Annotated in this window: 24 protein-coding genes and 1 other RNA gene; 12 read left to right on the top strand and 13 right to left on the bottom strand. The window is 53.9% G+C overall.

The genetic code is table 11. The features are described from left to right. The 5 genes from gatB to garD all read right to left on the bottom strand — a co-directional run bounded on the left by gatB (nt 1) and on the right by garD (nt 4,703). Complete coding sequence (gene gatB / locus ACMGGM_RS10500) at nt 1-285, bottom strand: PTS galactitol transporter subunit IIB (protein WP_014885352.1); 285 nt, start codon at nt 283-285, stop codon at nt 1-3. 27 nt (nt 286-312) lie between these two features. Continuing rightward, entirely contained in the window at nt 313-780 is a 468-nt protein-coding gene (gatA, locus tag ACMGGM_RS10495) for a PTS galactitol transporter subunit IIA (RefSeq protein WP_048997415.1), read from the bottom strand. A 14-nt stretch (nt 781-794) separates the two neighbouring features. Then, nucleotides 795-2,066: a tagatose-bisphosphate aldolase subunit GatZ gene (gatZ, locus tag ACMGGM_RS10490; RefSeq protein ID WP_063943524.1), complete on the bottom strand. Its 1,272-nt coding sequence runs from the start codon at nt 2,064-2,066 to the stop codon at nt 795-797. A 34-nt stretch (nt 2,067-2,100) separates the two neighbouring features. Then, nucleotides 2,101-2,955 (bottom strand): tagatose bisphosphate family class II aldolase, encoded by an 855-nt coding sequence (locus ACMGGM_RS10485; protein ID WP_014885349.1) that lies wholly within the window; start codon nt 2,953-2,955, stop codon nt 2,101-2,103. 176 nt (nt 2,956-3,131) lie between these two features. Continuing rightward, complete coding sequence (gene garD / locus ACMGGM_RS10480; protein ID WP_063943526.1) at nt 3,132-4,703, bottom strand: galactarate dehydratase; 1,572 nt, start codon at nt 4,701-4,703, stop codon at nt 3,132-3,134. A 358-nt stretch (nt 4,704-5,061) separates the two neighbouring features. Here garD and garL point away from each other — a divergent pair, with 358 nt between their 5' ends. The 11 genes from garL (at nt 5,062) to ACMGGM_RS10425 (ending at nt 18,256) form a co-directional block, all read left to right on the top strand. Continuing rightward, nucleotides 5,062-5,832, top strand: a complete 771-nt coding sequence (garL, locus tag ACMGGM_RS10475; protein ID WP_014885347.1) for a 2-dehydro-3-deoxyglucarate aldolase — start codon at nt 5,062-5,064, stop codon at nt 5,830-5,832. Between the two features lie 20 nt (nt 5,833-5,852). Further along, nucleotides 5,853-6,743 (top strand): 2-hydroxy-3-oxopropionate reductase, encoded by an 891-nt coding sequence (gene garR, locus ACMGGM_RS10470; RefSeq protein WP_023331370.1) that lies wholly within the window; start codon nt 5,853-5,855, stop codon nt 6,741-6,743. A gap of 59 nt (nt 6,744-6,802) precedes the next feature. Then, an RNA gene (gene rnpB / locus ACMGGM_RS10465) (RNase P RNA component class A) lies at nt 6,803-7,179 on the top strand. A gap of 687 nt (nt 7,180-7,866) precedes the next feature. Further along, on the top strand, nt 7,867-8,787 hold the full coding sequence (gene tdcA, locus ACMGGM_RS10460) for a transcriptional regulator TdcA (RefSeq protein WP_014885345.1): 921 nt from the start codon (nt 7,867-7,869) through the stop codon (nt 8,785-8,787). A gap of 114 nt (nt 8,788-8,901) precedes the next feature. Next, nucleotides 8,902-9,891 (top strand): bifunctional threonine ammonia-lyase/L-serine ammonia-lyase TdcB, encoded by a 990-nt coding sequence (tdcB, locus tag ACMGGM_RS10455; protein ID WP_063614257.1) that lies wholly within the window; start codon nt 8,902-8,904, stop codon nt 9,889-9,891. Between the two features lie 9 nt (nt 9,892-9,900). Beyond that, nucleotides 9,901-11,232 (top strand): threonine/serine transporter TdcC, encoded by a 1,332-nt coding sequence (gene tdcC / locus ACMGGM_RS10450; RefSeq protein ID WP_014885343.1) that lies wholly within the window; start codon nt 9,901-9,903, stop codon nt 11,230-11,232. Between the two features lie 30 nt (nt 11,233-11,262). After that, nucleotides 11,263-12,471, top strand: a complete 1,209-nt coding sequence (tdcD, locus tag ACMGGM_RS10445; protein WP_023331368.1) for a propionate kinase — start codon at nt 11,263-11,265, stop codon at nt 12,469-12,471. A 15-nt stretch (nt 12,472-12,486) separates the two neighbouring features. Next, nucleotides 12,487-14,781, top strand: a complete 2,295-nt coding sequence (pflB, locus tag ACMGGM_RS10440; protein ID WP_023338813.1) for a formate C-acetyltransferase — start codon at nt 12,487-12,489, stop codon at nt 14,779-14,781. A gap of 149 nt (nt 14,782-14,930) precedes the next feature. Further along, nucleotides 14,931-15,341 carry a Spy/CpxP family protein refolding chaperone gene (locus ACMGGM_RS10435; RefSeq protein WP_023338812.1) on the top strand — a complete coding sequence of 137 codons (411 nt, stop codon included), beginning with the start codon at nt 14,931-14,933 and terminating at the stop codon, nt 15,339-15,341. Nucleotides 15,342-15,602: 261 nt separating this feature from the next. Then, the gene (locus tag ACMGGM_RS10430) at nt 15,603-16,934 is read left to right on the top strand and encodes an amino acid permease (protein WP_014885337.1); all 1,332 of its coding nucleotides are present in this window, start codon (nt 15,603-15,605) and stop codon (nt 16,932-16,934) included. A gap of 20 nt (nt 16,935-16,954) precedes the next feature. After that, nucleotides 16,955-18,256 (top strand): serine dehydratase subunit alpha family protein, encoded by a 1,302-nt coding sequence (locus ACMGGM_RS10425; protein ID WP_014885336.1) that lies wholly within the window; start codon nt 16,955-16,957, stop codon nt 18,254-18,256. Between the two features lie 39 nt (nt 18,257-18,295). Here the strand turns inward: ACMGGM_RS10425 and ACMGGM_RS10420 are convergent, their stop codons facing one another. Continuing rightward, nucleotides 18,296-18,997, bottom strand: a complete 702-nt coding sequence (locus ACMGGM_RS10420) for a pirin family protein (protein ID WP_014885335.1) — start codon at nt 18,995-18,997, stop codon at nt 18,296-18,298. Between the two features lie 104 nt (nt 18,998-19,101). Between ACMGGM_RS10420 and ACMGGM_RS10415 the strand changes: the two genes are divergently transcribed. Then, nucleotides 19,102-20,004 (top strand): LysR family transcriptional regulator, encoded by a 903-nt coding sequence (locus ACMGGM_RS10415; RefSeq protein WP_014885334.1) that lies wholly within the window; start codon nt 19,102-19,104, stop codon nt 20,002-20,004. 41 nt (nt 20,005-20,045) lie between these two features. On the opposite strand, the gene ACMGGM_RS10410 is transcribed toward ACMGGM_RS10415, so the two are convergent. The 7 genes from ACMGGM_RS10410 to ACMGGM_RS10380 form a co-directional block, all read right to left on the bottom strand. Next, entirely contained in the window at nt 20,046-20,411 is a 366-nt protein-coding gene (locus ACMGGM_RS10410; protein WP_014885333.1) for a DUF805 domain-containing protein, read from the bottom strand. A 107-nt stretch (nt 20,412-20,518) separates the two neighbouring features. After that, nucleotides 20,519-21,505: a glutathione S-transferase family protein gene (locus tag ACMGGM_RS10405; protein ID WP_014885332.1), complete on the bottom strand. Its 987-nt coding sequence runs from the start codon at nt 21,503-21,505 to the stop codon at nt 20,519-20,521. Between the two features lie 71 nt (nt 21,506-21,576). Then, nucleotides 21,577-21,969, bottom strand: coding sequence for a DoxX family protein (locus tag ACMGGM_RS10400; RefSeq protein WP_014885331.1), 393 nt, complete (start codon nt 21,967-21,969; stop codon nt 21,577-21,579). A 279-nt stretch (nt 21,970-22,248) separates the two neighbouring features. Further along, nucleotides 22,249-22,545 carry a YqjK-like family protein gene (locus tag ACMGGM_RS10395; protein ID WP_014885330.1) on the bottom strand — a complete coding sequence of 99 codons (297 nt, stop codon included), beginning with the start codon at nt 22,543-22,545 and terminating at the stop codon, nt 22,249-22,251. Further along, nucleotides 22,542-22,940 carry a phage holin family protein gene (locus ACMGGM_RS10390; RefSeq protein ID WP_045134796.1) on the bottom strand — a complete coding sequence of 133 codons (399 nt, stop codon included), beginning with the start codon at nt 22,938-22,940 and terminating at the stop codon, nt 22,542-22,544. The genes ACMGGM_RS10395 and ACMGGM_RS10390 overlap by 4 nt, the downstream gene beginning before the upstream one ends. Nucleotide 22,941: 1 nt before the next feature. Beyond that, nucleotides 22,942-23,247 (bottom strand): DUF883 family protein, encoded by a 306-nt coding sequence (locus ACMGGM_RS10385; RefSeq protein WP_008503141.1) that lies wholly within the window; start codon nt 23,245-23,247, stop codon nt 22,942-22,944. Between the two features lie 29 nt (nt 23,248-23,276). Further along, entirely contained in the window at nt 23,277-23,645 is a 369-nt protein-coding gene (locus ACMGGM_RS10380) for a DUF1090 domain-containing protein (RefSeq protein ID WP_014885328.1), read from the bottom strand. Between the last annotated feature and the right edge of the window lie 73 nt (nt 23,646-23,718).

Genomic DNA, 23,718 nt, shown 5'->3' with positions numbered 1-23,718 from the left:
TCACCCCTCGAGGATAGTGAGGATTTTTTGTTGCAGGGCTTCGATACCGACGCCCGATACAAACGGCATCCCATGAACTACCGGAATGTCACCAAACGATCTGTCGACTTTTGCCGTGGTGCAAATGAGGTCTGCACCGTCCATATAGGTTTCAATTTCCGTCACCCGACACTGGACCAGATCAAGCGCTATGTGGTGGGCTTCACACAGTTCTTTGATCTCTTCAGCCGCCATGGTTGAGGTTGCTACGGCACCACCACAGGCAACAATAACTTTACGTTTCATAGGGTACTCCTTTTTATTATCAGTATGTTATGAAGCCTGTGCACAGGAGGCAGGCTCAAGGATCGTCTCCCGGAATTGCTCAGCCAGGCGATCGGCTGGTGTGACCAACAACAGGTCCAGCGTGTCCGGGTTTTGTAGCTCGCTGAAAAGACGGCGCAGCAGTTTTATTTGCGCCGCAGGGTTTTCAACAATTAATGCGATGATGAGTGAAACGGCGACCTCTCCATCATCATCAGCCTGCTGAAAATTCACCGGTTTGTCCGGGCGAATCAGGTAAATCGCGGGGCTTTTGGCATGTACCGCCTCACAATGCGGGATTGCAACCGCATGGCGCTCAAGGGTTATGCCGGTGGGGTAGTTGATCTCCCTTTCGAGAAGTGCGGCTGGGTAAGTGGTATGCACAACACCTTTCGCCAGCATCTCCTCACCAATGTGCGCCAGCGCAAGCTGACAGTTTTCAAACTCAATTCCGGTACGGACAAAAACGTGACTCATAGACTCTCCGGGCATCAGACGTATTCAGGGGTACAGCCATATCGATAGGCACGTAATACATCCTGTATTTTGTCGATGATGAGATTGTGCGGTGTTGCAACGATCTCATTCATTGACAATCGTTCGAACTGAACGGGCATAAACTGGCTAATAAGACCCAACGGCAGGGAGGTATTACTCATGTTGGTGAGTAATTTCTCCACGCCCTGACGGATACGTGGATGCGGCCAGTAGTAGCGAATGCGATCAGAAAGACTGAAATGGATATCCACCATCGCCTGGCTCCAGGTTGGACGGTAATACTTTTTCCAGTAATCCGGCTCGTTCAGCATCACTTCGTCAATCACCTCCAGCACGTGGCTGCGCTGCTCAGGGGCGATAAGTTCTCTCTCCATTTGTGCCAGGGCAAAGATGGCTTCACGCAGAGCAAAGGTGAGCGCCGGGCCCACTTTCAGGATCGCGAAGTGATCGCGCACCAGGGCCTGATAAGCCTGACGGGTCTGGTAGTCGGTTGAATGCGCCTCGTAGACCATTGGTGTCTGGCGGATCCAGCCGGATAGTGCCTCGGCCGCGTGGGGTTGATAGTGAATGATTTGGGTATGGTCGAACTCCACGCCCGGTTGCACCACGATAGCGATCACGCGTGTCATAGCATCTTCCAGACCGAGTGCGCTAAAGGCAGCTCGGTGGGTATCGAGCGTCTGTGCGGCATCTTCAACACGGGTAACATGCACGCAGTTAATACTGCTGGCTTCCCCACCCGGTACGGGAACTTCAGTGCCAATAACGTAGGTTAGTGCCGCTTTTTGTTCCTCATTAGCCGTCTCTTCTGCAGCTTTGCATAACTGTGCAGCCCGCTGGGCTACCACTACTGGTGCTAGCGGGACGGGGTCGTCGGCGCATGACATGGAAGCATCCAGATGGATCTTGGTAAATCCGGCAGCGACATAGGTTTTGATCAGCTCAACGGATTTTTCCATCGCGGCTTCAGCCGGTTCGTTTTGCCAGCAGTTAGGCCCCAGGTGATCCCCTCCAAGAATCAGGCGTTCTCGGGGAAAACCAACGTCCCTGGCGATATTCAATACAAAATCGCGAAAATCAGCAGGAGTCATGCCGGTATAGCCGCCAAACTGATTCACCTGATTTGAAGTGGCCTCAATCAGCACTTTATTGTCGGTATTCAAATCAAAACGCAGTGCAGCTTCAATGACCAGCGGGTGTGCGGAACAGACAGAACAAATACCGACATGCTCTCCCGCTTTATGGCGGGCAATAATATCTTTCACATTTCCTCCGGATTAGGACATTAATCTTTCGTCGTTAGAGCTTTCCTTCACAACCACAATCGGCAATAACCTTGCGTACGACCTCTTGCATGGCACTTTTGGCTGGTACCATGTAATGACGGGGGTCGCTGGCATCGGGATATGAAGCGAGATAGGTTTTCAGCGCATTCGAGAAGGCGATTTTGAGTTCTGTGGCGACATTGACCTTGCAGATCCCGAGGCTAATAGCCTTACGGATGTCTTCTGTCGACAATCCTGAGGCACCGTGCAGTACCAGCGGGATATCAACCAAATTACGGATCTCTGCCAGGCGTTCGAAATCCAGCCTTGGCGTAGCTTTATACAGGCCGTGCGCGGTGCCGATGGCTACAGCCAGCGAGTCGATACCCGTCAGCTCAACATACTCGCGAGCCTGTTGTGGATTGGTGTAGAGCGCATCTTTGCTGTCGACGACAAGGTCATCCTCCTGACCGCCAAGACGGCCAAGTTCAGCCTCTACGCTAACGTCGTAGCGGTGGCAGTAGTCCGTCACTTTCTTTACGAGCAATACGTTTTCAGAGAACGGATGATGAGAGCCGTCGATCATTGCAGAGCGGATCCCGCTCCGTACTTTCTGCGCGATATCGTCGAAATCTTCGTGATGATCGAGGTGGATCGCCAGTGGCTGGTTGTACGTTTTGGCCAGATCGCCAGCAATGGCTACCACATTCCCGGTTCCGGCATAGCTAAACGTACCGGGCGTGCCCGCGACAATCAGAGGAGACCGCATCTCTGAGGCCGTTTCGACGACTACCTGCAGTGTTTCGAGATTATGAATATTAAATGCAGGGACCGCGTAACCTTCACGCTGTGCCTTTATCAGCATCGCTTTTGACGAGATGATATACATCTTTCCTCCGAAACCTTTCGTTTTGTTTGTGCGAAAGACAATATAGGGTTTCGGAATGCTTTTTTGTGATTGGTATCTTAGAAATGAAAGATTCGAAATGAAAGGTAAGAATGCGAAAGAATCGAAAACAAAAAAAAGCATGGCCGAAGCCATGCTGAAAGAGGTTTATAGTAAACTCACGTCACTGGTGCCGGGTTAAACACCGCCAGCTGGTTATGTAATCCCCATTGGTCCGAGAACGTTTTCTTCCGCCCGCTTGCCACGTCCAGAATGAAGTGGAATAGCTTCCAGCCCACGTCCTCAATGCTCTCTTCTCCGGTGGCGATGGTTCCCGCGTTGATATCCATTAAGTCGTACCAGCGGTTTGCCAGCTCGGTGCGCGTCGCCATTTTGATCACCGGGACTGCCATCAGGCCATACGGCGTGCCGCGTCCGGTGGTAAAGACCTGCACCGTAATGCCGGATGCCACCTGCTGGGTGCCGCAAACAAAATCGCTGGCCGGCGTTGCCGCGTAGATCAGGCCGCGTTTGGTCGGCCGCTGTCCCGGAGAGAGGACTTCCACAATCGCGCTTTGGCCGGATTTCGCAATCGAACCCAGGGCTTTTTCCACGACGTTCGCCAGGCCCCCTTTTTTGTTTCCCGGAGACGGATTCGCGCTACGGTCGGTTTTACCCATGTCGAGATAGTTATCGTACCAGGCCATCTCCTCAAGCAGGCGCTGGCCCACTTCTTCATTGACGGCGCGCGGCGTCAGTAAATGGATGGCATCACGGACTTCGGTCACTTCAGAGAACATCACCGTCGCACCGCAACGAACAAGCAGGTCGGACGCAAAGCCCACCGCCGGGTTGGCCGTCACGCCAGAGAACGCATCGCTGCCGCCGCACTGGGTTCCCACCACCAGGTCAGACACGGGGCAGGTTTCGCGCTGGCGTCGGTTGAGCTTATCCAGATGACGCTCAGCAACCTGCAGAATATCGTCGACCATAGACCGGAACCCAATGTGGCGTTCGTCCTGCAGGCGTACAATGCTGGCCTCGTCTGCCGGAATGGCTTTGACGTCTTCGGTACCCTGGAGCATACGCTCAGGCTGGAGTTTTTCGCACCCCAGACCAATCACCATCACCTCGCCGCCAAAATTCGGGTTGAGGGCAATATTATGAATGGTACGGATCGGCACGACCGCCGCTGGCGCGTTGATCGCTACGCCACAGCCATAGAGATGGTTCAGGCCAACCACGCCATCGACGTTCGGGTATTTCGGCAGCAGATCGCGTTCGATGATTTTCACCACGTAATCCACCACGCCCGCCACGCAGTGTACGCTGGTGGTGAGACCGAGAAGATTTTTGGTACCGACGCTGCCGTCCGGATTGCGATAGCCTTCAAAGGTATAGCCTTCCAGTGGGGGAAGCGGTTCCGGTACGCGGGTGGCAAGTGGCAGGGTGTTCAGCGGTGGCGCTTTTGGCAGCTCAACCAGCGACTCCTCAATCCAGCTTCCCTGCGGAATTGCGCGAACGGCATAGCCGATGACTTCACCGTAACGCACGATCTCCCCATGGGCAGGAATATCGACCAGTGCGATTTTGTGCCCCTGGGGAATATGTTCAACTAACGTCAGTCCGTCCGGGAAGCGTGTTCCCGCTTTTAAGCCATTGTCATTGACAATAATCGCCACGTTATCCGTATCGTGAACTTTTATATAAAACGCCGTCGGCGATGCCTCTCTCATTTCAATATCGGCCATTATTCACATTTCTCCGGCAAAGTGTCAGATAGTAAATTTAACCCGTTGGATAATCGTTTTATTCTCGAGGAAATAAAGGATGTCAGCAGAAGACAGTTAAAAATGTGATCGCGATCGCGTCAGGCTAACTAATCCCTGATTCTGTGCATTAGCGCCCACAGCGTTGGGCAGATGCTCAAAATGGCGTTGAAATGAGGCGCAATACTTGAGCATAAAAACAATGTGCTGTTGTGAAGTGACGATTATACTGAAGGACGATTTTATATTGCCAACATTCAGTCAGAGAAATAAATATAAAAAAATATGTTTCGCAATAAATAATCCCGGCTCAAACTGCGGAATTAAAAAGGTATAAGTGATGAATAACAATATCTTCCCGAATACGTTTAAAACGGCCCTCGCGGCGCACCAGATCCAGATTGGCTGTTGGTCTGCGCTGGCAAACCCAATAAGTACTGAAGTGCTGGGCCTTGCTGGTTTTGACTGGCTGGTGCTCGACGGCGAACATGCGCCAAACGATATCAGCACCTTTATTCCGCAACTGATGGCCCTGAAAGGCAGCGCCAGCGCCCCGGTGGTGCGAGTGCCAACCAATGACCCGGTGATCGTCAAACGTTTGCTGGATATCGGGTTCTACAATTTCCTCATCCCGTTTGTGGAAACCCAGGAACAAGCGGCGCTGGCCGTGGCGTCAACGCGCTACCCGCCGGAAGGGATCCGCGGCGTCTCCGTCTCACACCGCGCCAACATGTTCGGCACCGTGCCGGACTACTTCGCGCAGTCCAATAGCAACATCACTGTTCTGGTGCAGATTGAGAGCCAGCAGGGGGTTGATAACCTCGACGCTATTGCAGCCACAAACGGTGTGGACGGTATCTTTGTCGGCCCAAGCGATCTGGCTGCCGCCTTTGGCCACCTGGGCAATGCCAGCCACCCTGACGTGCAGCGTGCGATCCAGCACATATTTGCTCGCGCCAAAGCACACGGTAAACCGAGTGGCATTCTGGCACCGGTAGAAGCCGACGCCCGCCGTTATCTGGAGTGGGGAGCCACCTTTGTTGCCGTCGGCAGCGATCTCGGGGTGTTCCGCTCAGCGACGCAGAAATTAGCGGACGCTTTTAAAAAATAACCATCATTGAGGAAACAGTTATGACGCTGAAAGTGGGTTTTATTGGCCTGGGGATCATGGGTAAACCAATGAGTAAGAACCTCATCAAAGCGGGTTACTCACTGGTGGTCTCCGATCATAATCCGCAATCTGTGGCCGAGGTGATGGCGGCTGGCGCAGAAACCGCCTCCACCGCCAAAGCGATTGCTGAGCAGTGCGATGTCATCATTACCATGCTGCCAAACTCCCCGCATGTTAAAGAGGTCGCGCTGGGGGAGAACGGCATCATTGAGGGCGCGAAGCCCGGCCTGGTGCTGATTGATATGAGCTCTATCGCACCGCTTGCAAGTCGTGAAATCAGCGAGGCGCTAAAAGCGAAGGGCGTGGATATGCTGGACGCGCCGGTCAGCGGCGGTGAGCCGAAAGCGATCGACGGCACGCTGTCGGTGATGGTCGGCGGGGATAAAGCTATTTTCGATAAATACTATGACCTGATGAAAGCGATGGCAGGCTCCGTGGTGCATACGGGTGAAATTGGCGCGGGCAACGTGACCAAGCTGGCGAACCAGGTCATTGTGGCGCTGAACATCGCCGCGATGTCTGAAGCGCTGACGCTGGCAACCAAAGCGGGCGTTAACCCGGACCTGGTCTATCAGGCGATTCGCGGTGGTCTGGCGGGAAGTACCGTGCTGGATGCCAAAGCGCCGATGGTGATGGACCGTAACTTCAAGCCGGGATTCCGTATCGACCTGCACATTAAAGATCTGGCGAACGCGCTCGATACGTCCCACGGTGTAGGCGCACAGCTGCCGCTGACCGCGGCGGTGATGGAGATGATGCAGGCGTTGCGTGCAGATGGTCTGGGCACGGCCGATCACAGTGCGATTGCGTGCTACTACGAAAAACTGGCAAAGGTAGAAGTCGCGCGTTAATTACGTCTTGTCTGCACCTGAAGGTGACAGCGGCGCGCAAACCCTCTATACTGCGCGCCGAAGCTGACCAGACAGTCGCCGCTTCGTCGTCGTCCCTTTCGGGGGAGACGGGCGGAGGGGAGGAAAGTCCGGGCTCCATAGGGCAGGGTGCCAGGTAACGCCTGGGGGGGAAACCCACGACCAGTGCAACAGAGAGCAAACCGCCGATGGCCCGCGCAAGCGGGATCAGGTAAGGGTGAAAGGGTGCGGTAAGAGCGCACCGCGCGGCTGGTAACAGTCCGTGGCACGGTAAACTCCACCCGGAGCAAGGCCAAATAGGGGTTCACATGGTACGGCCCGTACTGAACCCGGGTAGGCTGCTTGAGCCAGTGAGCGATTGCTGGCCTAGATGAATGACTGTCCACGACAGAACCCGGCTTATCGGTCAGCTTCAACTTCTTAAAAAACCCCGCTTCGGCGGGGTTTTTGCTTTCAGGAGGTTGTAGGTCGGTTAAGTGCTACGCCACCCGACAACCCCACAAACGACATCAATTCTCATATTTGCGACATTAAGCACATTTCACTGTTTTTATCTCTTCAATGGCCTCAAGCAATCTACAGGCGATCGTTATCACAAAATTTCGCGCTGAAAAGGGGTTAATCCACGGTGTTGTTAATTTGTTGTGATTGTTGTCTTAATGAATCAATATGTTTTCATGTTTGATATCTACATATTGCATTTAAAAACATTCATCCTGCGAATGTGTGACGTATTCCTCTTTTTATCGAAAGCCAGCCTAAAAGCATCTGTAAAAATTGATAAATTGAAAGAATGTTTCAACTGAATAACGGTTATTTATTGGTCTTTAATTGCCTGAAAGATCGTCTTTATTGATTTTATTAACGCAAGAAAATTTATCCAGGTTATCGCCATAAAATAAATTTATTACTGTTGGTTTTGTTGATCGATATCAGCGTAATGGTGTGATCTGGTAAGCCTATCTGATTGATGATAAAAGCTTTTTATGTTTTTTGTTGTTCCGGTGAATAATGCGGGAAGGCAAATTGTGAGTAACAGCACATACCCCCTGAAACAATATTGGGTAGAATCCGCTGCGTCATAGGGAAATAAGCGCAGAATATTATGAACACTATTATTCTACCGAAAACACAGCACCTCGTGGTATTTCAGGAAGTCATTAAAAGTGGCTCCATAGGTTCTGCTGCAAGACAACTGGGCCTGACGCAACCCGCCGTCAGCAAAATCATCAGCGATATCGAATCCTACTTCGGCGTGGAAGTCATGGTGCGTAAAAACACGGGCGTAAAACTGACTGCCGCAGGCCAGGTGCTGCTCTCCTACTCAGAGTCGATCACCCGCGAAATGAAAAACATGGTGAGCGAGATCAACAGCCTGAGTTTCAGCACCGTGATGGACGTTTCCTTTGGCTACCCATCACTGATTGGTTTCACCTTCCTGTCCGAAATGATCAAAAAATTCAAGGAAGTGTTCCCGAAAGCGCGTGTATCTATGTATGAAGCCCAACTCTCCTCTTTCCTGCCAGCCATTCGCGATGGTCGGCTGGATTTCGCCATCGGCACGCTGAGTGATGAGATGCTGCTGCAGGATCTGCACGTCGAGCCCTTGTTTGAGTCAGAATTTGTGCTGGTCGCCAGTAAATCACGAACGTGCACCGGCCCGACGACACTGGCATCGCTCACGCATGAGCAGTGGGTGATGCCGCAAACCGATATGGGCTACTACAAAGAACTTCTGACCACTCTGCAAGACAACCACATCAGTATTGAAAACATCGTCCAGACCGATTCCGTGGTCACCATTTATAACCTTGTCCTGAATGCCGATTATCTGACGGTGATTCCACGCGACATGATTGCTCCGTTCGGCTCGGATCAATTTATTGTTCTGCCGGTAGAGGATGAATTACCCGTGGCGCGTTATGCCGCCGTGTGGTCGAAAAATTACAGAATTAAAAAATCCGCGTCAGTATTGGTTGAACTGGCAAAACAATATGCCTCACTCACCGGTGAAAGACGACGATGAAATATTAATCTCCTTAGAAGCAATAAACATTTTATAAAAAACACCCAGAGATAATTTTATGCTCTGATACCCTGACTTTGCCTGAAAAGAATGAATTATTATAACGAGGATATTATGCACATTACCTACGACCTTCCGGTAACGATTGAAGATATTCAGGACGCCAGAAAACGCCTGGCGGGTAAAATCTATAAAACCGGCATGCCGCGTTCGAATTATCTCAGCGAGCGCTGTAAGGGTGAAATATTCCTGAAGTTTGAAAATATGCAGCGTACTGGCTCGTTTAAAATTCGCGGTGCGTTTAATAAATTAAGCTCGCTGACCGATGCTGAAAAGCGTAAGGGCGTCGTCGCCTGCTCGGCGGGAAACCACGCGCAGGGTGTGTCGCTCTCGTGTGCAATGCTCGGCATTGACGGCAAAGTGGTGATGCCGAAGGGCGCGCCAAAGTCTAAAGTAGACGCGACGCGTGACTACTCGGCTGAAGTGGTGCTTCACGGCGAGAACTTCAATGACACCATCGCGAAAGTGAGTGAAATCGTCGAGATGGAAGGGCGCATTTTTATCCCGCCGTATGACGATCCGAAAGTGATCGCCGGACAGGGCACCATTGGCCTGGAAATTCTCGAAGATTTGTATGATGTGGATAACGTGATTGTTCCCATCGGCGGTGGCGGATTAATTGCCGGGATTGCAACGGCCATTAAATCCATTAACCCGACCATTAATATTATTGGCGTACAGTCTGAAAATGTTCATGGGATGGCGGCATCATACCAGGCCGGAGAAATCACCAACCATCGCGTCACCGGTACATTAGCTGACGGTTGCGACGTATCTCGTCCGGGTAAATTAACCTTCGAAATCGTCCGCGAACTGGTTGATGACATTGTGCTGGTGAGCGAAGACGATATTCGCAACAGCATGATTGCGCTTATTCAGCGAAATAAAGTGGTGACGGAAGGCGCTGGCGCGCTGGCCTGCGCGGCATTATTAAGCGGCAAACTTGACCACTATATTCAGGGCCGAAAAACCGTCTGCATTATTTCCGGCGGCAATATCGATCTCTCCCGTGTTTCCCAAATTACCGGCTTCGTTGACGCATAAAGGTGACCTATGAGCAACACAGAAAGCATTATCGTTGGCCAGACAAAAACGTCCTCCTGGCGTAAGTCTGATACCACCTGGACGCTGGGCCTGTTCGGAACCGCCATTGGCGCAGGCGTGCTGTTCTTCCCTATTCGCGCAGGCTTTGGCGGGTTGATCCCCATCCTGCTGATGCTGGTCCTCGCGTTCCCGATTGCATTTTACTGTCACCGCGCGCTGGCGCGTCTGTGCCTGTCCGGCAGTAATGTCTCCGGCAACATTACCGAAACGGTGGAAGAGCACTTCGGCAAGACCGGCGGGGTGGTCATCACCTTCCTCTACTTCTTTGCCATTTGCCCACTGCTGTGGATTTACGGCGTGACCATTACCAACACCTTTATGACGTTCTGGGAAAACCAGCTCCAGCTGCCTGCGCTGAACCGTGGTGTAGTGGCGCTGTTCCTGCTGCTGCTGATGGCCTTTGTGATCTGGTTTGGTAAAGATCTGATGGTGAAGGTGATGAGCTTCCTGGTGTTCCCGTTCATCGCCAGCCTGGTGCTGATTTCCCTGTCGCTGATCCCATACTGGAACTCGGCGGTGATCGACCAGGTCAACCTGAGCGATATTTCCTTTACCGGTCATGACGGCATTCTGGTCACGGTGTGGCTGGGGATCTCCATCATGGTCTTCTCCTTCAACTTCTCGCCCATCGTCTCCTCATTTGTGGTCTCCAAGCGTGAAGAGTACGAGCCCGAGTTCGGTAAAGCGTTTACCGAGCAGAAATGTTCCAAAATCATCGGTCGCGCCAGCATGCTGATGGTCGCCGTAGTGATGTTCTTCGCCTTTAGCTGCCTGTTTACGCTCTCTCCGCAGAACATGGCGGATGCCAAAGCGCAGAACATTCCGGTGCTCTCTTATCTGGCGAACCACTTTGCCTCCATGTCGGGAACCAAATCGACGTTTGCCACGGTGCTGGAATACGGTGCGTCCATCATCGCGCTGGTCGCTATCTTTAAATCCTTCTTTGGGCACTATCTGGGCACGCTGGAAGGGCTGAACGGCCTGATCCTCAAGTTCGGTTATAAGGGGGATAAGAAGAAGGTTTCCGTTGGCAAGCTGAACACCATCAGCATGGTCTTCATCATGGGCTCCACCTGGGTTGTGGCCTATGCCAACCCGAACATTCTCGACCTTATCGAAGCCATGGGCGCACCGATCATCGCCTCTCTGCTGTGCCTGCTGCCGATGTACGCCATCCGCAAAGCGCCAGCCATGGCGAAATATAAGGGCAAACCCGAGAACATCTTCGTCACGGTTGTGGGCCTGCTGACCATTCTGAATATTGTTTACAAACTGTTCTAACCCATAGCTCAGGAAGAGCGGAGTCATATGATGATTGAGTTTCCGGTAGTACTGGTTATTAACTGCGGTTCGTCCTCTGTTAAGTTTTCGGTGCTCGACGCCAGCAGCTGTGAGACCCTGATGACGGGCATTGCGGACGGTATCAACACCGAAAAGGCCTTTATTTCCGTGAACGGGGGTGAGCCAGTCAAACTGGCTCACCAGGACTACGAAGGGGCGCTGGCAGCCATCGCCCTGGAGCTGGAGAAGCGCAACCTGATGAGCAGCGTGGCCTTAATTGGCCACCGTATTGCGCACGGCGGCGACCTCTTCAGCGAGTCGACCCTGATTACGAAAGAGGTGATTGAGCAGATCCGTCAGGTTTCCCCGCTGGCACCGCTGCATAACTACGCCAACTTAAGCGGCGTGGAAGCCGCAGAGCGGTTGTTCCCGGGCGTGCAGCAGGTGGCGGTATTCGATACCAGCTTCCATCAGACGCTGCCGCCTCAGGCGTATCTGTACGGCTTGCCGTACCGCTATTTTGAAGCGCTGGGCGTACGGCGTTACGGTTTTCACGGCACTTCCCATCGTTACGTGGCCGGACAGGCGCATACGCTTCTCGGGCTGTCCCCCGACGACAGCGGGCTGGTGATTGCTCATCTTGGTAACGGGGCCTCCATCTGCGCGGTGCGCAACGGTGAGAGCGTCGATACCTCCATGGGCATGACGCCGCTGGAAGGGCTGGTGATGGGCACGCGCTGTGGCGACGTGGATTTTGGCGCGATGGCGTGGATTGCCCAGCAAACCGGCCAGTCATTTGATGATCTGGAGCGCGTGGTTAACAAAGAGTCCGGGTTGCTGGGGATATCCGGCATCTCCTCCGATTTACGTGCGCTGGAGAAAGCCTGGCACGAAGGCAATCAACGGGCGCAGCTGGCGATCCACACCTTTGTCCACCGGATTGCGCGGCATATCGCCGGTCACGCGGCATCGCTGCATCGTCTGGATGGCGTGATCTTTACCGGTGGTATTGGCGAAAACTCGAAACTGATCCGCGCGCTGGTGGCGGAGCATCTTAAGGTCTTCGGCATCCTCCTCGACGAGGCTAAAAATGCCCTGCCGGGCAGCGCGGGCGAGCGCGTCATCAGCACCGATTCCTCCCGCGTAGTCTGCGCGGTTGTCCCTACCAATGAAGAAAAAATGATCGCGCTGGACGCCCTCCGTCTTGGGAAGGTCACTCCGGCTGCGGCTTACGCCTGATATAGCGAGAAACACATGAACGTAACAATCGATACAGGCGTCGCGCCCTACAGCGACGCATGGGCTGGCTTTCGCGGTGAAGAATGGAAAAACGCCGTCAACGTGCGCGATTTTATTCAGCATAACTACACCCCTTATGAAGGCGACGAAGCTTTCCTCGCGCAGGCGACGCCAGCAACGACGGCGCTGTGGCAGAAGGTGATGGTCGGCATTCGTCAGGAGAATGCCACCCACGCCCCGGTAGATTTTGATACTAACATTGCCACCACCATTACCGCTCACGGGCCGGGTTATATCGATCAGGATCTGGAGACGATCGTCGGGCTGCAAACCGATAAACCGCTTAAGCGCGCCCTGCATCCGTATGGCGGGATCAACATGATCCGCAGCTCGTTTGAAGCCTATGGCCGCGAGATGGATCCGCAGTTTGAATACCTGTTTACCGACCTGCGTAAAACCCATAACCAGGGTGTGTTTGACGTCTACTCGCCGGAGATGATGCGCTGCCGTAAATCCGGCGTGCTGACCGGTCTGCCGGACGGTTACGGACGCGGGCGCATCATCGGTGACTACCGACGCGTGGCGCTGTACGGCATCACCTATCTGGTGCGCGAGCGTGAGCTGCAGTTTGCGGATCTCCAGCCGAAGCTGGAACGCGGTGACGATCTCGAAGCGACGATCCGCCTGCGTGAAGAGCTGGCGGAGCACAAGCGTGCTTTGCTCCAGATCCAGCAGATGGCGGCGAACTACGGCTTTGATATCTCGCGTCCGGCGATGAACGCGCAGGAAGCGGTGCAGTGGGTCTACTTTGCCTACCTGGCGGCGGTGAAATCCCAGAACGGCGGCGCGATGTCGCTGGGGCGCACAGCGTCGTTCCTCGATATCTACATTGAGCGCGACATGCAGGCCGGACGGCTAAATGAGGTGCAGGCGCAGGAGCTGATCGACCACTTCATCATGAAGATCCGCATGGTCCGCTTCCTGCGCACGCCGGAGTTCGACACGCTCTTCTCGGGCGATCCGATCTGGGCGACGGAAGTGATTGGCGGAATGGGGCTGGACGGCCGCACGCTGGTCACCAAAAACAGCTTCCGCTATTTGCACACCCTGCACACCATGGGGCCTGCGCCGGAGCCCAATCTGACGATCCTCTGGTCTGAACAGCTGCCGATTGCGTTTAAGAAATATGCCGCGCAGGTGTCGATTGTCACCTCCTCACTGCAGTACGAGAACGACGATCTGATGCGAGTCGACTTCAACAGCGACGACTACGCCATTGCCTGCTGCGTCAGCCCGATGGTGATCGGCAAGCAGATGCAGTTCTTTGGCGCCCGCGCCAACCTCGCGAAAACGCTGCTGTACGCCATCAACGGCGGAGTGGATGAGAAGCTGAAGATTCAGGTCGGCCCGAAAACCGCGCCATTGCTGGATGAGGTGCTGGATTACGACACCGTGATGGCCAGCCTCGATCACTTTATGGACTGGCTGGCGGTGCAGTACATCAGCGCGCTGAATCTCATTCACTACATGCACGATAAGTACAGCTACGAAGCCTCACTGATGGCGCTGCATGACCGTGACGTCTATCGCACCATGGCCTGCGGCATCGCCGGGCTGTCGGTCGCGGCGGACTCTCTTTCCGCGATTAAATACGCCACGGTGAAACCGGTGCGCGACCACACCGGTCTGGCGGTTGATTTCGTCATCGAAGGTGACTATCCGCAGTACGGCAACAACGACGACCGCGTGGACAGCATCGCCTGCGACCTGGTTGAGCGTTTTATGAAGAAAATTCAGGCGCTGCCAACCTATCGCAATGCGGTGCCGACCCAGTCTATTCTGACTATTACCTCCAACGTGGTTTACGGCCAGAAGACCGGGAATACGCCGGACGGTCGCCGCGGCGGCACGCCATTTGCTCCTGGCGCGAACCCGATGCATGGCCGTGACAGAAAAGGGGCGGTGGCCTCGCTGACGTCGGTGGCCAAGCTGCCGTTCACCTATGCGAAGGACGGGATCTCCTACACCTTCTCTATCGTGCCGCAGGCGCTGGGCAAAGATGAGCTGGTGCGCAAAACCAACCTGGTGGGGCTGCTGGACGGGTACTTCCACCATGAAGCGGCCATTGAGGGCGGGCAGCACCTGAACGTCAACGTAATGAACCGGGAAATGCTGCTGGACGCCATTGCGCATCCGGAAAATTACCCGAATTTGACCATTCGTGTTTCAGGCTATGCCGTGCGCTTTAATGCCCTGACGCGCGAGCAGCAGCAGGATGTGATATCGAGGACGTTTACTCAATCTATCTAAAAGTGTGTTCTCAGGCCCCCTCAACGCAGGGGGCATTTTTTTGCCCGCTAAACATACAAAATTGTTTATATAATTACTCACACATATTCATCCGCTCTTGAAAAACAATGTTCCTGCTTTTCCCAATAACAAAATGTAAGGACAGTAAGATGATGAAAATGACCCGTATTGCTTTGATTGCAGCGTCGTTGGCGGTGTGCAGTTTTACCGCGCAGGCCGCGAACGTTGAGGCAGCCCCGTCTCCATCGCAGGATCCGCTGGTACAGCACCTGAAGCTCAGCAATGAGCAGATTAATAAGATTAAAGAGTTGCATCAGCAACTGGAGCAAAACGTCAGCAAGATCCCAATGACGGGCGTGAAGGACGGCGCGCTGATCGACATGTTCCAGGCGGGTAAATGGGACGAAAGCACGGTGAAAAGCCAGCTCTCTGCCTTCAGTAAGATTGAGCAGCAGGCGCGCTACTACCGAGTGAAATATTACTTTGACGTCAGCCAGGTGCTGACGCCGGAGCAGCGTAAGCAGGTCAAAACCGATATGGCTAACGCGCTGGCTGAGTGATTTCCTACCCGCGCACGGCGCGGGTTTTTATTTCTTGATCGTCGTCACTTTTAGAAAAATTATGCATTTAAAGAATTAAAAAAGGAAATTTTTCCTCCAGTCTTTGAAAATCCCCATAAAACTTGTGACTTTTTTCTCCCTCGCTCCGGATATGATCTTCCCACACCAATAACAAGCACCTGCTGCCCTCTGACTCGCAATCGCTGGCGATCGGAATCTAATAAAAACAACTGTTTACCCTACAAAATAAGCGAGTACCCAATGGATACGGCAACAAACAGCAGTGTGATTGTGAATGATTCCCCTGCGGCAAGGCGGGCGGGAATGAGTGAAAGCGAGTGGCGAGAAGCGATTAAATTCGACAGCACCGACACGGGGTGGGTCATCATGAGTATCGGGATGGCTATTGGCGCGGGGATTGTTTTTCTCCCTGTGCAGGTTGGATTAATGGGATTGTGGGTCTTTTTGCTCTCGTCGATTATTGGTTATCCGGCCATGTATCTGTTCCAGCGTTTGTTTATTAATACGCTGGCGGAGTCTCCGGAATGCAAAGACTACCCAAGCGTAATTAGCGGTTACTTAGGTAAAAACTGGGGCATCCTATTAGGTGCGCTCTATTTCGTGATGCTGGTGATCTGGATGTTTGTTTATTCCACTGCCATCACCAACGACAGCGCATCGTATTTGCATACTTTCGGTGTGACCGACGGGTTGCTGTCTGACAATCCGTTCTACGGTTTATTCCTGATCTGCATTCTGGTCGCCATTTCTTCACGCGGTGAAAAGCTGCTGTTTAAGGTCTCCAGCCTGATGGTGCTGACCAAACTATTCGTGGTTGCCGCGCTGGGGCTGTCGATGATTGGCCTCTGGCATTTAGCCAATGTGGGCATGCTGCCACCGGTGGGTCTGCTGATTAAAAACGCCATTATTACGTTGCCCTTTACCTTAACCTCCATTCTGTTTATTCAGACTTTAAGCCCGATGGTTATCTCGTACCGCTCACGGGAAAAGTCCGTTGAAGTGGCGCGACACAAAGCATTGCGGGCAATGAATATCGCTTTTGGCGTACTGTTTGTGACGGTCTTCTTTTACGCTGTCTCTTTCACCCTGGCAATGGGACACGACGAAGCGGTAAAAGCCTACGAGCAGAATATCTCTGCCCTGGCGATCGCGGCGCAATTTATCAGCGGCGACGGTGCGGGCTGGGTCAAAATCGTCAGCGTAATTCTCAATATCTTTGCCGTGATGACGGCGTTCTTCGGCGTCTATCTGGGCTTTCGTGAGGCCACGCAGGGGATCGTGATGAACGTCCTGCGCCGCAAAATGCCAACAGAGAAAATCAATGAAAGCACCGTTCAGCGCGGCATCATGTTATTCGCCATTCTGCTGGCCTGGAGCGCGATTGTCTTAAACGCGCCGGTATTGAGCTTCACCTCCATTTGTAGCCCTATCTTCGGCATGGTGGGCTGCCTGATCCCTGCATGGCTGGTCTATAAAGTGCCAGCACTGCATAAATATAAAGGCGTGTCGCTGGTGATTATTGTTATCACCGGGCTGCTGCTTTGTGTTTCTCCTTTCCTCGCATTCTCCTGAGGGTAATTAAGGTCGTAACGATGTCTGAGCAAACTCATCCTTTATGGAATCAATTTATTCGCGTGGTGCAGGAAGAAGTTAAACCTGCACTGGGGTGCACCGAACCCGTTTCTCTGGCGCTGGCTTGTGCAATTGCCGCAGAGCACCTGTCAGGCGACGTAACACAGATTGAGGCGTGGGTATCGCCGAACCTGATGAAGAACGGGCTGGGCGTAACGGTGCCGGGTACCGGAATGGTCGGGTTGCCGATTGCGGCGGCGCTGGGCGCCATCGGTGGTAATGCGCAGGCGGGGCTGGAGGTACTGAAAGATGCCAGCGCGGATGCGCTGGTACGGGCTAAAGCGCTGCTGAATGCCGGTCAGGTGCAGGTGAAACTTCAGGAACCGTGCGAAGAGATTCTCTATTCACGAGCCTGTGTATACGCCGGTGATGCCTCGGCGATGGTGACTATCGCGGGCGGGCATACCCGTGTGGTGGAAGTGGTGTGTCAGGGCGAAACGCGCTTCAGGCTGGACGATCAACAGGCAGAGGCAGGGAGTGACCCTCTGGCGGTGCTGTCAACCACGACGCTTTCGCAGATCCTGGAGTTTGTCGAGCAGGTCCCGTTCGATGCGATCCGGTTTATCCTTGATGCCGGGCGTTTGAACGATGCGCTCTCACGCGAAGGGCTCAGCGGGCAATGGGGGTTGCACATTGGTGCGACGCTCGATAAACAGCGCACCCGCGGATGGATGGCACAGGATCTGGGTTCAGATATTGTTATCCGCACCAGCGCGGCCTCGGATGCCCGCATGGGCGGTGCGACACTGCCAGCGATGAGTAATTCCGGGTCAGGAAACCAGGGGATCACCGCGACTATGCCGGTTGTTGTTGTGGCTGAACACGTTCAGGCTGACGACGAGCGGCTGGCGCGGGCGCTGATGCTTTCACATCTGTCGGCCATTTATATCCACTACCAGCTTCCGCGCTTGTCCGCATTGTGTGCAGCAACGACGGCGGCAATGGGCGCAGCGGCAGGCATGGCGTGGCTGATGGACGGAAGCTACAAGACGGTTGCGATGGCAATCGGCAGTATGATCGGGGATGTCAGTGGGATGATCTGTGATGGCGCCTCCAATAGCTGCGCGATGAAAGTCTCCACCAGCGTCAACAGTGCCTGGAAAGCAGTCATGATGGCGCTGGACGATTCTGCCGTAACGGGCAATGAGGGGATTGTGGCGCACGATGTGGAACAGTCTATTTCCAACCTGTGCGCACTGGCGTGCCGCTCGATGCAGGCAACGGATCGGCAGATTATCGAGATTATGGCGAGTAAGGTGTAAAGAAAACCCCTCTCCCGTTTGGGAGAGGGGTAAGGTTAATTACACCGGTAAATCAATCAGTAGCGCCCGCAATGCCGTATCGGCCTCCAGGGTAATATTCGCTTCATCACGAATAAACGCCCCGTCACCACAGGTGAGCGCCTCTTTCTCTTCCGTATGCGTTACGGCATGCACCGTACCGTGGATGGACTGTAAATACGCACGCGGTCCATGAAGCTGGAAGCTCGCCTGTTCACCTTTCTTCAGTTCGATATGATGCAGCCATACCTGCTGACGTAGCTGCAGGCTGCCTTTGCTGCCATCAGGCGACGCAATCAGCTGCTGCTTATCGCCCGTTAAATCTACCTTTTGTACCAGCGGGTTTTCCCGCTCAGGGCAGGCGTCCAGCCACAACTGCATACGGGTCAGCGTTTTATCTTTGCTGAGGTTATGCTCGCTGTAACTGATGCCCGGCTGCGTGGAAATTAACAACGCTTCGCCAGCCTTTGCCTGGACATGATTGCCCTCGCTATCGCGGTATTCTGCCTCGCCTTCCAGGATCAGGTTCAGGATATCGACTTTCGGGTACGTACGCGGCTGGAAGGACGCGCCAGGGGCGAGCACTTCCTGGTTCAACACGCGTAATGAAGCGTAACCGAGGAGTTTAGGGTCAAAGTAGTGTCCAAAAGAAAAGGTGTAGCGGGCCTGCAGCCAGCCGAAATCGGCTTGTCCGCACTGTTTAGCTGTTCTTGTCGTAATCATAAACTTGACCTCTCTTTACACTAAAACAATGGTAAAGGTATGGACGCTGCATTGTTAGCCAGATATTCTGCCCGGTATGTTCAAATTTCCTGAATGAGAACGAGATGGCTAAAGAGAGAGCATTGACGCTTGAGGCGCTTCGCGTCATGGACGCGATTGACCGGCGCGGCAGTTTTGCGGCAGCCGCTGATGAACTGGGGCGCGTTCCGTCGGCGCTGAGTTACACCATGCAGAAGCTGGAAGAGGAGCTGGACGTGGTGCTGTTTGACCGCTCCGGTCATCGAACAAAATTCACCAACGTGGGCCGAATGCTGCTGGAGCGCGGTCGCGTGTTGCTGGAAGCGGCGGATAAGTTAACGACCGATGCCGAAGCGCTGGCGCGCGGTTGGGAAACCCATCTGACGTTAGTGACCGAAGCGCTGGTGCCTACTGAAGCGCTGTTCCCGCTGGTTGACCGTCTGGCTGATAAAGCGAACACGCAGCTGTCGATCATTACCGAAGTGCTGGCAGGCGCGTGGGAGCGCCTGGAGACGGGCAGGGCGGATATCGTTATTGCGCCGGATATGCACTTCCGCTCGTCGTCGGAAATCAACTCGCGCAAGCTCTACAGCGTGATGAACGTTTACGTTGCCGCACCCAATCACCCGATTCACCAGGAGCCAGAGCCGCTCTCTGAAGTGACGCGCGTGAAGTATCGCGGCGTGGCGGTCGCTGATACCGCGCGTGAACGTCCGGTGCTGACGGTGCAGCTGCTGGATAAACAGCCTCGTCTGACGGTCACTTCACTGGAAGACAAACGACAGGCGCTGCTGGCCGGGCTTGGCGTGGCAACCATGCCGTATCCGTTTGTGGAAAAAGATATTGCGGAAGGGCGTCTGCGCGTTGTGAGCCCGGAGTACACCAGCGAAGTGGACATTATTATGGCCTGGCGTCGCGACAGCATGGGCGAAGCCAAATCGTGGTGCCTGCGCGAAATACCCAAACTCTTTGCGCACCACAACAAATAAGCGTGCAGGCCCGGTAAGCGTAAGCGCCACCGGGCAATAATTTACGCAGCGATCTTAGGATCCGGACCAAAGCGGTTTTCGCCCGGCGTACCGGACTGGCAGTTGAAGATCAAAATCACAATCCATCCCACGATCGGGATCAGCAGCAGCAACAGCCACCACGCCGAACGATCGGTATCGTGGAGGCGTCGAAACTGCACGGCCCAGGAAGGCAACAGAATAAATAAGCCGTAAATTGAGGTGAGAACGCCTTCCCCGCTCGCCCACTCCCAGCCCAGAATTTTATCCACGATGCTTAGCACCAGCGCGAAGATGAAGTTCACCAGAATGAACATCCAGTACTCTTTGCGGCGGGCGCGGCCACCAAATCCAATATAGTTGCGCAGTACGTTTAAATACCAGTCCATTTTTCCTTGCCTCAATAATCGGTCAATCACTTGTTTTTTAAGCGATCGAGATAAGGATAGATGGAGATTGTGAATTAAAAAAGGGCATCTGGTGATGCCCTTGATATTTATCCAAAACGCACGTCGCGACCGTGCGGCTCATCCAGATCCTGCCACGGGCCGATGGAGATAATGCCCGTCGGATTAATGGTCTTGTGGCTGCGGAAATAGTGGGTGCGGATATGGTCGAAGTCGACCGTTTCGGCAATGCCCGGCATCTGGTAGATGTCGCGCAGGAAACCATACAGGTTCAGATAGTCACTGATACGATGCTTGTCGCACTTAAAGTGAGTGACATAGACCGGATCAAAGCGCACCAGCGTGGTCCACAGACGAATATCGGCTTCCGTCAGGCGGTCGCCTGTCAGATAGCGATGCTGGCCGAGGATCTGCTCCAGACGCTCCAGCGATTCAAACACTTTCCCGACCGCGTCGTCATAGGCTTCCTGGCTGGTCGCAAACCCGGCTTTATAGACACCGTTGTTGACGTTGTCGTAGATCCAGCTGTTCAGCTCGTCAATTTTATCGCGCAGCTCAACCGGGTAGTAGTCCCCGGCGCGGGCGCCGTGTGCATCAAACGCGGTATTGAACATGCGGATGATTTCCGCAGATTCGTTGCTGACAATCGTCTGGTTTTTCTTGTCCCACAGTACCGGGACAGTAACGCGTCCGGTGTAGTGCGGATCGGCGCGCAAATAAAGCTGGTAGAGGAAATCGTGGTGGTAAAGATCGTCGCCGGTCGCGGCGGGGAAATCACTGTCAAACGTCCAGCCGTTTTCCAGCATCAGCGGGTTGACCACCGAAACCGGAATGAGGGATTCAAGGCCTTTAAGTTTGCGCACAATCAGCGTGCGGTGTGCCCACGGGCAGGCCAGAGAAACATAAAGATGATAACGATCTTTCTCGGCCGCGAAGCCGCCTTCACCGCTCGGGCCAGGTGCGCCATCGGCGGTCAGCCAGTTACGGAAGGCCGAAACAGAGCGCTTAAAGCGTCCTCCGGTGGATTTTGTGTCATACCAGACATCCTGCCAGACGCCGTCTACGAGTTGTCCCATTTTTTCTCCTCCGTCAGATAGCAAAAGCGAGGAGATGTCTCCTCGCTTTGTGTTTATTCAGTATAGCGTGCTTACCACTTCTTATTCAGAAGGCGGTCGATGCTGTATGCGCCCGGGCCAGTGACTGCCAGCAGCAGGAAGCCACCCGCGATGGTCAGGTTTTTCATGAACATCAGAGAGTTCACGCCTTCCGCAAAGTTGCTGTGGAAGATGAACGCTGTCAGCACGGTGAAGCCCGCGGTAAACAGCGCGGTAGTACGGGTCAGGAAACCGAACAGAACCGCCAGGCCGCCGCCGAACTCAAGCAGAATGGTCAGAGGCAGCAGGAACCCCGGCACGCCCATGGCTTCCATGTACTGCTGGGTACCCGCATAACCGGTGATTTTTCCCCAACCCGCTACGATAAACAGGATTGGCATCAGAATACGCGCTACCAGTACACCAACATCTTCTAATTTTTTCATTTTACTCTCCAGGAAACCACATCAGCGGCTGAACTTTATTTGTGTGCAATTCCGGGTAGATACCGCGGATTTGCTGTCGATGGAGAGGATAATAAACGGGGCGGGTGACAATTGTTAGCAAGGAAAACTGTCAATCTTCTTCAAAGATATTGAGTAAAAACAGGTGCGCGCTGGTGCCCTCACCCCAACCCTCTCCCACGGGGAGAGGGCGCAAAAACAAAAACGGTAACCTGAGTTACCGTTTTGCTTTTACCTCGAAGCCGCCACCCGGCGAGAAGGCTACCTCAGCTGCTGCTGACGCAACGTCGCTTTCACCAAACGCCAGGCGCTCCAGGCACCAAAACCGCGGCGTGCCCAGCGGATGAGCATATTTGGATGACGAACCGTCCAGATAGCCATTACGCTACTGCCGACCAGAGCCCATGAACGCAGGCTCAGAAAGGTATTCCAGCCACGGTCAAACCGCCGCGTCGCGTCAATCCAGTCGCGACGGCTGGCAGAAAGATCCAGCCGTTGCTGCTGGATCTGACTCAACAGGTAGGCTTTGCGCTTCTGACGTTCGGCTTTATCGCTCACGGCTTGTCATCCTCCAGCAGGGCGCGATCGTTAGCCAGCTCCTGACGCGTATGGCGCAGGAAAGTCGACTTGCGTGCTTTGCGCAGCGTCCAGATGCCGCCAATCAACGCGGCAACCAGCAAAACGACGGTGGTGGCAATCATCGCGTTGAGTCGATACTGCGGATCAATGGCCCAGATGATTAACACCATCAGGCTCATCAGACCAAACGCGGCGAAGAGCATGGTCAGGCCGAGCATCAGCAGCATCTGGAAGAGATTTGCTTTCTCCTCTTCCAGCTCGACCACTGCCAGCCGGATGCGCGTTTCGGCAATCCCGACCAGCGTGGTTAAAATACGCTGGCCGATGCCGAGGACGTTGTTAGCAGGCCCTTGTGCGTGACGAGGATCTTCCATATCAACGACGCGTCAGAAGAACACCCAGTACCACACCGACGGCGGCACCAATACCTACCCCCGTCCATGGATTATCGCGCACATATTCGTCCGCGCGAGCCGCCGCTTCACGGGTCTGTTTTGCCAGTGCATCACCGGTTTCACCCAGGCGGTAGCGGCTCTCTTTCAGCGCCTGCTCCGCTTTGCTACGCAGCTTGCTCACTTCTTCTTTCGACTTGTCGGCGGAAGAGTTCAACACCTCTTCAAGGGTATCGGCCAGGGATTTCAGTTCAGCGCGCAGATGTTCAGACGTCGTATCTTTTGACATGATTCTCTCCTGTTGAGATTTCCGTTAACTCAATAATCGCGAGCTTCCAGCGCTTTCAGGTCGTCCTGCGCTTCTTTCAACTTCTTCTCGCGCTTAGCAATTTTTTCCGCATCCCCTTTCTCTTTCGCTTCCTGCAGGTCTTGACGGCGCTCGGCTATCTCGTCCTTCTGTTCAGCGATTTTTTTCTGATGATCGGCACGTAGCTTGCTGTCTGTACAGTTTGCTTTCACTTCGCTCAGCGCTTTTTTAAGACCATCAACACGGTGCTGATTGTTATGCTTTTCGGCATAACCGATCTCACGCTGAATATCCTGTTCTTTCTCCTGACAGAGAGAGTTGGCGAAGGTCGCTGTGCTTAAAGAAAAAAGGGCCAGAGCCAGAGTCATGCGGAATTTCATTATCGAAACCTTCCATTGTGTTGCGGCGTAAGCCGCTTTCCAGAATGATGCGGAGTACATTCGAGGGGTGCTC

It is taken from the genome of Enterobacter sp. BNK-14, from assembly GCF_047456095.1.
In the GTDB taxonomy this organism is placed as follows: domain Bacteria; phylum Pseudomonadota; class Gammaproteobacteria; order Enterobacterales; family Enterobacteriaceae; genus Enterobacter; species Enterobacter kobei.
The sequence above is the reverse complement of the archived record's forward strand: the minus strand, read 5'-3'. Positions and strand labels throughout refer to the sequence as shown.